14 protein-coding genes are annotated in these 14,746 nt (G+C 28.4%); 11 read left to right on the top strand and 3 right to left on the bottom strand.

All coding sequences use genetic code 11. The features are described from left to right. The first annotated feature begins 8 nt into the window (after positions 1–8). From H6553_12760 to H6553_12735, 6 genes are all read left to right on the top strand, one after another. Positions 9–1,592, top strand: coding sequence for a DHA2 family efflux MFS transporter permease subunit (locus H6553_12760; GenBank protein ID MCB9034704.1), 1,584 nt, complete (start codon positions 9–11; stop codon positions 1,590–1,592). Between the two features lie 198 nt (positions 1,593–1,790). Next, positions 1,791–2,213, top strand: coding sequence for a hypothetical protein (locus H6553_12755; protein ID MCB9034703.1), 423 nt, complete (start codon positions 1,791–1,793; stop codon positions 2,211–2,213). Beyond that, the gene (locus H6553_12750) at positions 2,203–2,760 is read left to right on the top strand and encodes a hypothetical protein (GenBank protein ID MCB9034702.1); all 558 of its coding nucleotides are present in this window, start codon (positions 2,203–2,205) and stop codon (positions 2,758–2,760) included. The genes H6553_12755 and H6553_12750 overlap by 11 nt, the downstream gene beginning before the upstream one ends. 155 nt (positions 2,761–2,915) lie before the next feature. Next, positions 2,916–3,122 carry a hypothetical protein gene (locus tag H6553_12745; protein ID MCB9034701.1) on the top strand — a complete coding sequence of 69 codons (207 nt, stop codon included), beginning with the start codon at positions 2,916–2,918 and terminating at the stop codon, positions 3,120–3,122. 57 nt (positions 3,123–3,179) lie between these two features. After that, entirely contained in the window at positions 3,180–5,117 is a 1,938-nt protein-coding gene (locus tag H6553_12740) for a transglutaminase domain-containing protein (GenBank protein MCB9034700.1), read from the top strand. Positions 5,118–5,141: 24 nt separating this feature from the next. Then, positions 5,142–7,157: a DUF3857 domain-containing protein gene (locus H6553_12735; protein ID MCB9034699.1), complete on the top strand. Its 2,016-nt coding sequence runs from the start codon at positions 5,142–5,144 to the stop codon at positions 7,155–7,157. Between the two features lie 54 nt (positions 7,158–7,211). Here the strand turns inward: H6553_12735 and H6553_12730 are convergent, their stop codons facing one another. Beyond that, positions 7,212–8,060, bottom strand: coding sequence for a hypothetical protein (locus H6553_12730; protein MCB9034698.1), 849 nt, complete (start codon positions 8,058–8,060; stop codon positions 7,212–7,214). A 597-nt stretch (positions 8,061–8,657) separates the two neighbouring features. On the opposite strand from H6553_12730, the gene H6553_12725 reads away from it, so the two are divergent. From H6553_12725 to H6553_12705, 5 genes are all read left to right on the top strand, one after another. Further along, complete coding sequence (locus tag H6553_12725) at positions 8,658–9,488, top strand: prephenate dehydratase (protein MCB9034697.1); 831 nt, start codon at positions 8,658–8,660, stop codon at positions 9,486–9,488. Between the two features lie 6 nt (positions 9,489–9,494). Continuing rightward, positions 9,495–10,664 carry an aminotransferase class I/II-fold pyridoxal phosphate-dependent enzyme gene (locus H6553_12720; protein MCB9034696.1) on the top strand — a complete coding sequence of 390 codons (1,170 nt, stop codon included), beginning with the start codon at positions 9,495–9,497 and terminating at the stop codon, positions 10,662–10,664. A gap of 1 nt (position 10,665) precedes the next feature. Next, on the top strand, positions 10,666–11,508 hold the full coding sequence (locus tag H6553_12715; GenBank protein MCB9034695.1) for a prephenate dehydrogenase: 843 nt from the start codon (positions 10,666–10,668) through the stop codon (positions 11,506–11,508). Positions 11,509–11,607: 99 nt separating this feature from the next. Continuing rightward, positions 11,608–12,702: a bifunctional 3-deoxy-7-phosphoheptulonate synthase/chorismate mutase type II gene (locus tag H6553_12710; GenBank protein MCB9034694.1), complete on the top strand. Its 1,095-nt coding sequence runs from the start codon at positions 11,608–11,610 to the stop codon at positions 12,700–12,702. Between the two features lie 178 nt (positions 12,703–12,880). Further along, positions 12,881–13,324 carry a hypothetical protein gene (locus H6553_12705; GenBank protein ID MCB9034693.1) on the top strand — a complete coding sequence of 148 codons (444 nt, stop codon included), beginning with the start codon at positions 12,881–12,883 and terminating at the stop codon, positions 13,322–13,324. A 362-nt stretch (positions 13,325–13,686) separates the two neighbouring features. On the opposite strand, the gene H6553_12700 is transcribed toward H6553_12705, so the two are convergent. Beyond that, complete coding sequence (locus H6553_12700; GenBank protein MCB9034692.1) at positions 13,687–14,355, bottom strand: hypothetical protein; 669 nt, start codon at positions 14,353–14,355, stop codon at positions 13,687–13,689. Positions 14,356–14,372: 17 nt separating this feature from the next. After that, a complete protein-coding gene (locus H6553_12695; GenBank protein MCB9034691.1) occupies positions 14,373–14,723 on the bottom strand; it encodes a 4Fe-4S binding protein in 351 nt (116 codons plus the stop codon). Positions 14,724–14,746 lie beyond the last annotated feature (23 nt).

Below are 14,746 nucleotides of genomic sequence, written 5' to 3'. Positions count from 1 at the left end.
TTATTATTATGGATATAGTTGCAGCAGATAATAGTTTAGTAGAATACGGTTTTCGTAGAGCCATTATTACCATTACGGTAGTAGTTTGTACACTTCTAGAAATATTAGATACAACTATTGTTAATGTAGCTACTAATAATTTAATGGGAAACTTAGGTGCTACACTTAGTGAAGTGAGTTGGGTGGTAGCCGCTTATGCTATTGCCAATATTATTGTTGTGCCAATGAGTGGTTGGTTGTCTACACAATTTGGTAGAAAAAAATACTTTGCTGGTTCTGTAGCACTGTTCACTTTTGCTTCTTTTATGTGTGGCGAGTCTTCTACAATATGGACACTCATTTTTTGGAGATTTGTACAAGGTGTTGGTGGAGGTGCTTTGTTTGCTACATCACAAACTATTTTAAAAGAAATTTATCCACCAGAAAAAATGGGAATGGCAATGGCTATGTTTGGTATGGGTGTAATTGTTGGTCCAACTATTGGTCCTGTTTTAGGTGGATATTTAGTAGATAATTACGAATGGCCAATTATATTTCATGTAAATGTACCTATTGGTATTATCGCTACATTTTTAACTTTAAGATATATTAAAGATAATCCAAATGAAGAAAAAAATAGTGGTAAAATTGATATTATTGGAATTATACTATTAATTATTGGTGTAGGTGCTTTGCAATTAGTTTTAGAGCAAGGAGAAAGAAACGATTGGTTCGAATCTAGATATATTGTTTCTTTTACTATAATTGCTTTATTAGGTATATTCGGATTTTTATTTAGAGAATTAAGCATTAAAAATCCAATTGTAGACTTAAAAGTAATGAACCGAGGAAATGTTGCTATTGGTTCTTTCTTAAATTTTTTACTAGGATTTATATTATTTGGAACAGTATTTGTTTTTCCAATATATTTTCAAGGTTACTTAGGATTTACAGCCATGCAGTCTGGTTTAATGTTTACACCAGGAGCAATTGCCAGTGCATTGTGTATGCCTTTTATTGGTATTATGCTAACTAAAGGTGTACCACCAAAATTTTTAATTATGGCAGGTTTCGCTATTAACGCAGGATTTGTTTGGTGGTCGCAATCATTACTTACAACAACTACAAGCGAAGATGCATTCTTTTGGCCATTGCTTATAAGAGGCGTTGGAACTGGTTTGTTATTTGTACCATTATCTAACTTAACTTTAGGTGGTTTACACGGAAAAGACATAGGACAAGCATCTGGTTTATCCAATATGGTTAGACAGTTAGGTGGTTCTATAAGTGTTGCTTTAATTGGTGTAATGACTGAAAGATTTTCTGGACAGCACTACGCCGATTTAGCCAATAACATCACGCTAGATAATCCACAATTAATCCAAAGATTAAACGGATTTGGTGCAGCACTATCAACACATACAACAGATAGAAGTCAAGTATCAACACAAAGTTTGGAGTTAATACATTTGGCTATAAAAAAACAAGCCATGATATTATCTTATATAGATATATTTCAGTTATTTGTAGTATTTATATTAATTGCAATACCAATCGTAATGATAGCCAAAAACTATAAATTAGATGCAGAAGCTCAAGGTGGCGGACATTAATTAAGAAGCTTACTCACATTTAAGTTTGTTTATTTAGAATGAATATTATATCAAACTCAATTTAATATTTATTATTAGAATAGCTTTGAATGTGTATATATTGTTAAGTTATGAATGCTATATATAACTAATTGTATAAAATCTATTAATTTTTATGGATAAATAACTATATTGGCGACTCTATAAATAATTAAACTTATGAAGTTAGTAAAATCAAATTTTATTGTATTAATAGTGTTATTAATACTTGGTGCAAAATCCTACGGGGCTGAAACTATTAAAGTGTCTATAAAAGATAAAACACTTGTAATACCTATGCTAAATTATTCTAAAGATTTTGAAAGTTATTTAGTGAAAAAAGGAAAAATATCAGATCTCGAAAAAGCAAAAGCAAAAGTAGAGGAGTATAACGAAGCATGGAAAAAAGGTATTTCTCAATCATTATATGATGCAACGCCTTATGAATTATCTACAGATATTGAAATGTCAGAAATAGATAAAAATTCAGATAAGTACTTAAAATTATTATTTTCTTATAACAGAAAAACTTCTAGTTTTTTTACAATCAAAACATACGATAGCAATAAAGAGTTAGTAAAAAATAAATATAATGGATTATGATTTGAATGATCCAAATGATGTACGAAGAATAATGAATATATTGAGTTATAAAATGAAAGAATATGCAGCTAATGAAGATATAAAAAAAGGAAAGATACCCGAATCATTCAAATCAGATATAGCTAATAAAACATTCTATTTTGCAGAACTTACAAAAGATGATACAAAAAAATATAATAGATATAATAAATCATTATCTAAAACATTAAGAGAAAAGTGGAAAATATCTAACTATAAAGTGGTATCTCAAGAAAAATTAAATGAAACCATAGTAAATGGTGAAGATCCAAACGGATTTTATATGATAGCTCAAAAAAGAAAACCAATGGTTGCTTCTTTGTTTATTTATTCGCTTTATAGTGGAGGATTAGCAGGTATGATATATGGTTTAAAGAAACATGCTAGACAGACTGTACTCTCTACAGATGATGAAAGTGTTGTAATGCAGTTTAAATCATATTCTAGATTCAAAAAAGGAAAGGTGCTAAAAATGCAAAAATATCTTCAAAAGAAAGACACTTATAAAGTATTAGATTATATCAAATAACGCAAGTTAGCAAGCTTAGTGGCGTAAAAAGAAGTAACATTTTAAAGAACATATACAACTGTGGTATAATTATTGTATCATATAAATAATAGTATAAAACTTATTATTTTTTATTGGTAAATTGTTATATTAGTAGTTTGGAAATAACTAAACTCATGAACTCAACAAAATTAAACTTTTTAGTATTAACTGTGTTTTTAATACTCGGTGGAAAAATGTATGCATCAGAAACATCTAAGGTGTCTATAAAAGACAAAACACTTATAATTCCTATGCTAGACTACTCTAAAGACTTTGAGAATTATATGTTGAAAAAAGGCAAAGTACTTAAATTACAAAAACATTTAAAGAAAGGTAAATAGTTTAATCACTATTCTATCTCATTATAAATAAAATATTATTTATTTAAATATAAAAATATGATTTTTCTTATAAAAAATAAAACGCTAAGAACCATTAATTTACTCCTATTACTTTTGTTCTTTAATGTGGCTTATACTCAAACAGATATAGACTATACTAATTTAAAAAGTCAATTTCCTAATGAAGATGCAGTAGTTGTAGACAATAGTATTACCATAAAATATTTTGTAGATAATAATGGAAATATAAAAGCAAAAGCTATAGTAAGTGAAGCTTATTTTGTATTAAAAGATAATATAAGTGCTTTGCAATCTGTAGAAGTACCTTTTAATGAATTTGAAAAATTAAACTTTTTAAGTGGAAGACTTTTTTCTATTAATGACAAAAATGAAAAGAATTTAATAGAAAATATCAAGTTTAAAAATGCTTCAGATAAAGATTATTATATAAATAATATTTTTTATAGCGATTTAAAGCTGAAAACATTATCACTAACAACAAAAGTTAAAAAAAATAACTTGCTTGTATTTAGTTATGAAGTAATATATGATGACTTAAAATTTTTGACTTCTTTTAAGCCAAGCTATGAATATCCAACTATTAACTTTTCAATTAATTTAGAAGCACCAAGCAATAAAGTTAATGCAGACTTGGTACCATTTAATTTGCCGAATAATGTCTTAAAAAAAGAAACAGATAATAATGGCATAAAAAAAATTACTTATACACTTGATACCATTTCACTGCACAATTATAAAAATGATAATGGATTTTCTGCACCAGCAAGCTATTTTCTACCACACTTTGTTGTAGTTACAAAATCATATACCAACAGCAAAAATCAAAAAGAAAAAGTAATTGAAGATGCAACAGATTTATATGCTTGGTATAGCGATTTGGTAAATGAACTTAATCCAGATAAAGAATATCTTAAAAAACTAAGTGACGAAATAGTGAGAGGACAGAACACTAAAGAACAAAAAATAGAAGCCATTTTTGATTGGGTTAAAGCCAATATCACTTATGTAGCATTTGAAAATGGCATAGCAGGCTTTAAACCAGAAGAAGCTCAAAAAGTAGAAAAAAATAGGTTTGGAGATTGTAAAGGAATGGCTAACTTACTTACAGAATTATTAAAAGCTCAGAATTTAGATGCTCATCTATGTTGGATAGGTACAAATGCATTACCATATTCTTATGACTTACCTTCGCTCTGTGTAGATAATCATATGATTTGTGCTTTATTTAATAATAATAATACTTATCTATTAGATGCAACAGGAAAAAATAATACTTGGGATAATTATCCATATTATTTAGAAGATAAAGAAGCTCTGATAGAAATGGGAGAAACTTACAAACTATTTAAAGTACCTATAACAACAGCTAATGATAATCTATGTAATGTAAGCTATACACTAGACTTAAATAACTATGAAATAAGTGGAAAAATTATATTAAAAGGAGCATTTAAACATATTTATCAAAGTATATATGAAGATACTAGAGTAGAAGAAAAACAAGATTTTACTAATGAGTTAGTATTAAACCTATTTTCTAAATCAATATTTCCAAAGCAATCTAAACTCAATATTACAGCTACAGAAATTCAAGTAGATTTTAAAGGAGATGCTAGTATGTTATTACAAAAAAACAATAATAATTACTACATATATAAACCAAAATTTAATTTTCTTCCACAAACAATTGTAAATAAATCATCTAATGCACCACTATTCTTTGAATTTCCATTTACCTATTCTGTTAATGCAAAATATAATGGTAACTATAAACTCAACTCAAAAGCAAATTATAATATTAATAATGATGTTTTTGATATTCAACAATCAGTCACAGTAGCTGCATCACAAATACAAGACAATAGTACCGTAAAAGTAAAGAAAGCCATTGTTAATGAAAATGAATTTAATAATTGGAATGATGGTGTAATACAGTATTTTTATCAAAATGGTATTGTTAATATAGCTAAATAAATTATTAGTAATAAATAAATAAATATGAAAATTAAAATAATTTTTCTCCTTTTTATATTATTGATATTCAAATCTAACTTTTCAAGATCAATTCAGTTAACCAAGAATTACGAACAGGTAGATGATAATATTATTAAAAATAATAGTGCTTATGTATTACTAGATAATAAACATGTAGAATATAAATTTGAAGTAGGTTCAACTTCTAGCTACTTCTTTAAAGTAAATACACTTTACAAAGCGTATGAGGTTACAACTTATCATAGAAAAATTAGAATTAATAACTTAAATGTTATTAATGATTTTAATAAAATATATATACCAATTTTTAGTAAATCAACAACCGAAGTTGAAAATATTAAAGCCGTAACTATAAAACCTGATGGCTCTACTGTTGAATTAGATGTTAGCGATGTTAAAGAAACCACTTTGCCTGCAAATATACCTTATTTAAGAAAATATAAAGGTTTAGTTAAACTGTTTGTTCTGCCTAATGTAAATGTAGGAGATGAAATTGAATATATGTTTACTGTAAAAACACAAATCAACTCAAGAGTTAATACCAACTACTTTAATGTATTTGATGTTAATTATTTTGAAGCAGAATATCCTACAAAAGAAAAGAACTTAACAGTTACGATGTCTAAAAAATTTACTTTTAAAAGCTTTCCAATTAATATATCTGAAAAATTTGTAGAAACAACACAAGGAACAGGAAACGACGCAATGAGTATTTACACTCTAACACTTAAAAATCTTCCTGCATTACTTTCTGAAGATTATACCATTGAAGCCAATCAAATTCCTGGTGCTATTTATCAAGTTATAGGCAAAAATGTATCAGATAATGGAGCTACAGCAACATGGGATGATGAATTAGATGACTTTTTTAAGAAAACAAAAACATCTTCTATTGTTACTGAAGATTTAACGATAAAAGATATTGTTAAGAAAATAGCTGCAAAAAATGGCTTTAATAATCAAATGCAAGAATTATGTAGCATTATCAATAAATCATATTATACTAATGACGGAGAATATATTGATGACGCTTACAATGCTGCATTTAGTAATCAAGACTATAATATATATAATAAAATTGCCGAAGAATTAAACTATACAGTTAATTTTTGGTTTGTAACAAATATAAAAAATGGTAAACTTAATAAAGACTTTCCTAGCTTAGAACAGTTTGATGATGTTGTTGTGGAATTTGTAAATCCACAAACCAAAGAAACTGCTTTCTTGCCTTTATTTAAACCATTAGATTTATTGAACTATGTAAACTATGATTATAACAATGAAGCACTTAAAGTTTACAATACAAAAGAAGGAACCAAATACGAATTCGTAGATTTCAAAACTAAAAAAGTTTATCCAAGTAATAAAATAGTATTCGACTATAATGTAAAATTTAATACCAACAGTGGTTATAGTACAAATTATGATGTAACTACTACATATTATGGTAAGTATATGGAAAAATATAAAACTGAGTTTTACAAATATAAATATAATGATAAAGATAATAAATTATATAGATATATGGAAAATTCTATATATAATATGGCAGAGAATGTTCAATTAACCGATTTAAAATTGAATCCTTATGATTATGAAAAAGATACAGACTTATCTATTAATAAGAAATTTTCTATAATTAATAATACTGCTACAGTACCATATTATCCACTTACTTTAAACAAAATAATGGATAGTTATTCAGATATTATTATTAATACAGAGAATAGAAAAACCGATGCTTATTTCGGTGTACCACATGCTTTTGAATTTAACTTTAAGTTCGATTTAGATCAAGGTAAATTTATATCAAATGATATATTTAATACCAATTTCTCTAATGAAATAGGAAGCTTAAAATCTACAGTAACAAATACTTCAGATAAATCAATAACGGTTAATATTGTTTATAAAATTGATGCAGACAAATGTAGTAAAAGTGACTGGAGTAAATATAGTGAATTAAATAATAAATTTGAATCTTTATTCTTAATCTCATTTTTAATTGCCAGTAATTAATTACCCAACACTTACAGAACTCGTTTCAGCATCTATAGAATAGTAATGAAAAACCTAGAAACCACTCAATTTTAATTCATGAATAATATGTGCCATGTATCGTTTAGCATCAAATTTCGTATTGCCAATAAACTGACTTAAACCAACCATATCACCATGACTTACACTATTCACTGTAGTCGTTTGCATCAGTCCTTTGTAATTTCCCCATTTTGCTGATTCAATACCAACAATACCATCATTACTGCCTTCAAATGGTTTTAAAATTGCAGCCATTGCTTTCCACATTTGGCTACTATAATCTTTATTTATATGTGCAGCATAACTTTGATAGTAGATAGAAGCAATATCAGGCACTTCATCATTAAATTTTTTCATAGCATCAGTAGTCACTTGTATTACTGAGCGTAAGCTATCAGGTCTATCATCACCAATTAATCTTGCATATATATTAACTAATCTTGATAATGCTATTTTAGGTATAGGGATTTTTCCTAGCACAATTTCTGCTAATTTAGCTCCATGGTGTGGCGTTCCTAGCGTAGTTACACTTGCTATGTGTTGATGAATGCCTAGCATACTTGCAGTATATCTTGCTTCAATACCACCTTTAGAATGTCCAATTATATTTATTTTATCTTTATTGGTAGTAGATAATATATCTAAAATTCTATATTTTAATTTAACACCATTATCAGCAATACTTAAAAAAGCATCTTGATTGGCAGTATACACATCACAACCATATTGTTTTAAAAAATCAGGAATAATTCCCCAATAGTGTAATAGTCTTGTTTGGTCTTTTAATCCTAAACCACTCACTAAAATCACAGGATATTGTGTGTCACAATAGGAGAGTTTCTCTACAGCACTTAAATTTTTTATTTCAGAAAAGTCCAACATTAACTCGCAATATTAAATATTAAATCTTTATTTCAGTAAAAATCAGCTCAAATTATTTGTTAGTTTTTTTATTATAAGGAAATTTTATGAAAAAGTAAAAACGAAATGAGGTTTTACTACTGAATCATTTTCAGCAATAGATGTAAATGTCTCGAAATTGCATTGCGAGGAACGAGCAATAGGCATGAAGAGACAAATTTATCATCGGTTTGCTTCACCAAAACAAAAAAATAGAGAAAAGCAAAATTGCCTTAAATGCTTCTTGATTTTTTGCTTCGTTTTGTATCAAGACAAAATGAAGATAAATACCTATATTGTCTTTTCCGTAAGTAAATATTTTAATAAAAATTGATAGCTATTAAGTTTATAGTAGCATTTTTTAGAAATAAGCTTTAGTTTGTAAATTGCTACTTAATACATATTTAACATACACACTGTTTGTTTTATAAATTTATTTGATTTGTTTTGTTGTATGAATAAATTTTTCTTTTACGGTTTTTATTATGTACTACACTAGTGGGACAATTATAACTGTATGAGAAATAGTAATAAAAATGTCCCGCTTCGTAGCGGGATTTTTTTTTGAAAATAAACAACATGAAAAAGAAAATTGCAATACAAGGTTTTAGTGCTTCTTTCCACGAAATAGCTGCTTTAAAATATTATGGAAACGATATTGAGTGTGTTGAGTGCAATACATTCAGACAGCTGTTTAACTATACTACCAATAAAGAAGTCGATTTTGCAATTTGTGCTATAGAAAACTCTTTGGCAGGTGCTATTTTACCAAATTATGCTTTGCTAAGAGAACATCATCTAAAAATTATTGGCGAAGTTTATTTGCGTATCGAAATGAATTTAATGGCTTTAGCTAATCAAAATATAACTGATTTAAAAGAAGTGCATTCACATCCAATTGCTTTGTTGCAATGTGGCAATTTCTTCAAAGATTATCACAATATTCAATTGGTAGAATCTGATGATACGGCTTTGAGTGCAGCTATCATTAAAGAACAACAAATTATAGGAAGAGGTGCTGTGGCAAGTAAAAGAGCTGCCGAATTATACAACTTAGAAATTTTAGCAGAAGATATTCACGACAATAAAAGAAACTTTACTCGATTTTTAGCTTTAGCTACACCAGATTTCCAACAAGAAATAAATTTCAATAAAGCATCCTTGTCGTTTAGAGCCAATCACACACCAGGAAGTTTAGCAAAGGTATTAACTATTATTGGAGAAAATAATATAAATCTTACTAAAATACAATCATTACCAGTTATAGGAGAAGAATGGCAATACTATATGTATGCAGATTTAGAATTTAATGATGCCAATCAATATCATACTATGATAGAACAAATCAAACCATTTACTTCTGAGTTGATGATTTTAGGAGAATATAAACAAGGTGAAAAAATAATATAAAATAATATGATAATCCAAGCAGCCAATAAATTACAACATATTAACGAGTACTATTTTAGTACTAAGCTTAAACAAATTGCTCAGATGAAAGCAGAAGGCAAGCCAGTCATTAATTTAGGTATTGGCAATCCAGATATGCCAGCATCTCAAGCAACAATCGATGCTTTGGTATATTCTGCACAACAACAAAATACCAATGGTTATCAAAGTTATGTTGGCATTCCTGAACTACGACAAGCAATGGCTGTTTGGTATGAAAAAATTTATCGTGTTCATCTAGATAGCAATACAGAAATTTTACCGTTGCTAGGTTCTAAAGAAGGAATTGGTTTTATTTCCAATGCTTTTTTAAATCCAAATGATGTAGTTTTAGTACCCAATCCTGGTTATCCAACTTATACTTCTGCAACTTATTTGGCAGGTGCAATTCCAGTAAATTATAATTTAGATGAAAACAATCATTGGTTACCAGATTTATCTTCAATTGATGAAACTTCGTTACAACAAGCTAAAATTTTGTGGTTAAATTATCCCAATATGCCAACAGGTGCAGATGGAAATATAGAAGCACTTAAGAAAATAATTGCTATTGCTAAAAAATATGAAATATTAATATGTAATGATAATCCATATAGTTTAGTTTTAAATAAAGAACATCCTTTTTCTATTTTTCAAATTGAAGGTGCAAAAGAAGTAGCTATAGAATTAAACTCATTAAGTAAGTCGCACAATTTAGCTGGTGCAAGAATTGGTATGCTATTAGGCGATGCTGCTTACATTCAAACCGTACTCAAAGTAAAATCAAATGTAGATAGTGGTATGTACTTGCCAGTTCAACAAGCAGCAATTGCAGCACTATCTAATTCTGATGTTTGGCATGAAGAAAGAAATAAAGTATATGAAAAAAGAAGAACTATTGTTTGGCGAATTATGGATGCACTACATTGTGTTTACGATAAAGAGCAAGTAGGTATGTTTATTTGGGCAAAAATTCCTGTAACATATAATAGTGTAGAAGATTTAACCGAACGCATTTTACACGAAGCCAATGTTTTTATTACACCAGGATTTATTTTTGGCAGTAATGGAAATAGGTATATAAGAATTTCGTTGTGTAGTAATGAAAATGATTTGAACGAAGCGTTAAATAGAATTAAAAGTTTATCAAATATATAGTATGAATATTTGTATTGTAGGTGTTGGATTAATGGGTGGTTCTTTAGCACTCGATTTACGCAAAGCAAATTTTGCACAGCACTTTATTGGCGTAGGTCGTTCTGAAAAAAACAATCAGTTGGCTTTAGAATTAAATTTAGTAGACGAATTTTTACCAAAGCTAGAAGCTATTCAACAAGCAGACTTAATTGTATTGACTGTTCCTGTAAATATTTTAGTCAACGAGTTGTTGTTTGTGCTAGATAATATTCAAGCACATCAAATTGTAACAGATATGGGTTCTACTAAATCTAATATTATAGAAGCAATTAAAAATCATCCAATGCGTAGCAGATTTGTAGCAGCTCATCCAATGGCTGGTACTGAAAATTCTGGAGCTAATGCAGCTATTTATGATTTATATAAAGATAAAGTATGTATTATTTGCGATAAAGACAATTCTGATGAAGATGCATTACAGTTAGTAGAACAAATGTATCAAACATTAGGAATGCATATTAAATATAAAGATGCAAAAAGTCATGATATGCACGCTGCTTATGTGTCGCATGTGTCGCACATTAGTTCTTTTATTTTAAGTGCTACAGTTTTAGAAAAAGAAAAAGACGAAGCTGCTATCTTAGAAATGGCAGGTGGTGGTTTTGAAAGCACTGTACGATTAGCAAAGAGTTCACCAGAAATGTGGACACAAATCTTTGAACAAAACAAAAACAATATTTTAGAAGTAATGGATACTTATATAGAAAAGATGTATCACTTCAGAAATTTAGTCAACAAAAACAAATTCGATGAACTTAAAAACTTCATGCAAGAGGCAAATCAAATTAGAAAAATCTTGAAATAAGTAAAAGCTAACAACAAGTAAAATATAAATCAATATTATCTTAACATAAAACAAAAAATTAATATTAAAGCAAATTAAATCACACTAAATTTGAAAATTATGGCAGTATTAGACATTATACCTATTAAAGATTGGGGTTTTAACTTTGAAAAACCAATTATCATCAGTGGACCATGTTCTTGCGAAACTGAAGAACAAATGATGGAAACAGCAAAGCGATTAGCAGACAAAGGCATCGATGCTTTGCGAGCTGGAATTTGGAAACCAAGAACAAGACCTGGAAGTTTTGAAGGTATTGGCAAAGAAGGTTTGCAATGGTTGGTCAATGCAGGTAAAGCAATTAACAAACCAGTTACGGTTGAAGTTGCTACAGCTCAACATGTGCAAGATTGTTTAGAATTAGGTGTAGATATTTTGTGGTTAGGTGCAAGAACTACGGTAAATCCTTTTTCTGTTCAAGAAATTGCTGATGCATTACAAGGCGTTGATATTCCAGTTTTGGTAAAAAATCCTATCAATCCAGATTTACAATTGTGGATTGGTGCTATGGAAAGAATGAATAGAGTAGGTATTAAAAGATTAGGTGCTATTCATAGAGGTTTTTCGAGCTATGAAGAATCGCAGTATAGAAATAAACCTACTTGGGAACTACCAGTGGAGTTAAAAAGATTATTTCCTACAATGCCAATTATTGTAGATCCATCACATATTTGTGGTAATAGAGAGTTATTACAAAGTGTTTCTCAAAAAGCATTAGACTTAGATTTTGATGGTGTGATGATAGAATCGCATAGAGATCCAGACAATGCTTGGAGTGATGCTAAACAACAAGTAACACCAGAAAGATTAGGAGAAATTGTAGCTTCTTTAGTTGTTAGACATAGCAATTTAGATGGTTACGAAGAAAATAAATTAGAAGCATTAAGAGGTAAAATTGATAGAATTGACAATTATATCTTAGAAATAATGAGTGAAAGAATGGATATTGCAAGAGCAATTGGCGAGTTTAAAAGAGACAATGGCATTACGATTTTCCAAAATACAAGATGGGACGAAATTGTAAAAGATAGAATTGTAAAAGGAGAGGAGAAGCAACTTTCAGAAAGATTTGTAAAACATATTTTTGAAGCCATTCACCAAGAATCTATCAGTAATCAAGAGAAAATAATGAACGAAACCATAGTTGAAAAATAGTTTCTCCAGTGTTTGTTATGCTGAGAATAGTAAAGCATCTCAAAATAAAAACAAAGAAGTCAACCAAAAAAGGTTGGCTTTTTTAAAACTAAGAGAGTATTGAAATAATTTAGTTTTATAGTAAATATTTTAACTTTATTACTATATTTATAGAACTATATTTTTTAAATCGTATATTATGAGAAACAAAACTTTATTTTTATTGCTTGTGTTATTTATCATCAGTGCATGTAAAAAAGAAAATGATACTAGCAACGATTTAGTGGAAGGTAGTTGGAAATTAGTTAAAGTAGAACAATATAATTCCGTAGCTGATAGTTTAATGTTGTTTGATTATTCATTAAATAATATAATATATAAATTTAATGATGATAATAAATTAATTGTATCAGGCGTAGGACACAATACTACGCTTACTTTTAATCCATTTTTAGATGGAACATATGATTATAAGTTAGTGTATGATTATTTCAGTGATCATCCTGCAAATGAAGAATTGAAAGCACATTATTTACTTCTTAGAAATTCAAAATATGTAGTTGATATAGAGAACAATCAATTAAAATTAGATAATAGATATATAGATGGTTCTTTGTTGATTTTTGAAAAATTAAACAACTAATAATTATAATGATAATAAAAAATATAATATATATTATAATTAAATAACAGGGTAATGTACTGAAAAATAGTTGGTGAATTTACCAGAAATAATACTTAGCTTGCTCCAGTTTATCTAAAGAAGACAAAAGCTTTGGTAGATGTCAACCTTTTTAGCAATAAGATTAATGTATATACAAAAAAAATGATAGTTATCTGTCACCTTTTTCAATAAATTTCTTTCATAATTCATGCACTTCAAAGCAGCGTCTTCTAAAAGAGACTCTGCGAAAGTATTTTTTACCTTTAAATTATCGCAGCGTCCTTTTACGAGAAACATCTGCTACGAATAAACTAAAAAAGACTTATCAGTAACATCTATTATTATGAAAGAAGTCTAATGATTAAGTTATTAAAATTGGTATTGTCAATAATAATATGTGCTAGTTGTTCTGGCTGATTTAAATCTATATACATCGCAGATGCTTTGTGATATCGATTATTATATTTTTCTATAGCTTTATCAATTCCACCTAATAATGGAGCATCTCTCTGAATGCCACGATTTAAAGCAGTTTCAAAATCTGTTTTAAGATAAATGATTAAATCCCAATGTGGTTGATATATTGGTTTAAGTAAATAAGCACCATCTGTAATAAGTATAGTGTTGTTGCTTATTGCTATTGGTTGAACATCAATTGATTCATCAGTATCTAAATTATGAATAGCAGTAACAATTGTTGCCTTTTCTTTCTGAGAATTTTTGAGTACTAAATCTACAAATGCTTGTTCATTATAAGCATCTTCATAATAACCTAAAGCACTATCATTTCCTTGTTGGTATCTTATTGCTTTCGTATGATGAAAACCATCTATAGAAATATGAATGACATTTGCATTTTTATGATTTAAATAAGCAGTGAGTTTTTGAGCAAAAACAGTTTTTCCAGTTCCTTCAATACCATTTATAACAACACGAATTGGTTTTAACTTTTGTAATGCCTTTGTTTTTATCTGTTGATGAACAATTTCAAAAACTTCATTTTCTTGCATATAAAATACAAATTCATTTATTCCAAATGCAACTTAGCTTTTTTAGCTAATAACTCATCTTCAGTTTCTTCAAATAGTTCGTCAGGAATACAACAATCTACTGGACAAACTGCTGCACATTGTGGTTCTTCATGAAAACCTTTACACTCTGTACATTTATCAGTTACTATATAATATAAATCATCAGAAACTGGTGCTTCTTTTTCATCTGCATCTACAACAGTACCATTCATTAAAGTATAACTACCTTTAACTTCTGTTCCATCTGCAATACACCATTCCATTCCACCTTCGTAAATAGCATTATTCGGACATTCTGGTTCACATGCTCCACAGTTTATACATTCTTCGGTAATTTTGATAGCCATTTTGCTTACTTTTGTAACAAAAA

The organism is Chitinophagales bacterium, assembly GCA_020636535.1.
Classification (GTDB): Bacteria; Bacteroidota; Bacteroidia; order Chitinophagales; family JADIYW01; genus JADJSS01.
Note: the sequence above shows the minus strand (reverse complement) of the source record. Positions and strands in the feature narration are given on the sequence as shown.

Bases quoted from the DNA above. Each gene is read 5' to 3' on its own strand.
- H6553_12760 (MCB9034704.1), top strand. From the start codon at position 9: ATGGATATAGTTGCAGCAGATAATAGTTTAGTAGAATACGGTTTTCGT.
- H6553_12755 (MCB9034703.1), top strand. From the start codon at position 1,791: ATGAAGTTAGTAAAATCAAATTTTATTGTATTAATAGTGTTATTAATA.
- H6553_12750 (MCB9034702.1), top strand. From the start codon at position 2,203: ATGGATTATGATTTGAATGATCCAAATGATGTACGAAGAATAATGAAT.
- H6553_12745 (MCB9034701.1), top strand. From the start codon at position 2,916: ATGAACTCAACAAAATTAAACTTTTTAGTATTAACTGTGTTTTTAATA.
- H6553_12740 (MCB9034700.1), top strand. From the start codon at position 3,180: ATGATTTTTCTTATAAAAAATAAAACGCTAAGAACCATTAATTTACTC.
- H6553_12735 (MCB9034699.1), top strand. From the start codon at position 5,142: ATGAAAATTAAAATAATTTTTCTCCTTTTTATATTATTGATATTCAAA.
- H6553_12730 (MCB9034698.1), bottom strand. From the start codon at position 8,060: ATGTTGGACTTTTCTGAAATAAAAAATTTAAGTGCTGTAGAGAAACTC.
- H6553_12725 (MCB9034697.1), top strand. From the start codon at position 8,658: ATGAAAAAGAAAATTGCAATACAAGGTTTTAGTGCTTCTTTCCACGAA.
- H6553_12720 (MCB9034696.1), top strand. From the start codon at position 9,495: ATGATAATCCAAGCAGCCAATAAATTACAACATATTAACGAGTACTAT.
- H6553_12715 (MCB9034695.1), top strand. From the start codon at position 10,666: ATGAATATTTGTATTGTAGGTGTTGGATTAATGGGTGGTTCTTTAGCA.
- H6553_12710 (MCB9034694.1), top strand. From the start codon at position 11,608: ATGGCAGTATTAGACATTATACCTATTAAAGATTGGGGTTTTAACTTT.
- H6553_12705 (MCB9034693.1), top strand. From the start codon at position 12,881: ATGAGAAACAAAACTTTATTTTTATTGCTTGTGTTATTTATCATCAGT.
- H6553_12700 (MCB9034692.1), bottom strand. From the start codon at position 14,355: ATGCAAGAAAATGAAGTTTTTGAAATTGTTCATCAACAGATAAAAACA.
- H6553_12695 (MCB9034691.1), bottom strand. From the start codon at position 14,723: ATGGCTATCAAAATTACCGAAGAATGTATAAACTGTGGAGCATGTGAA.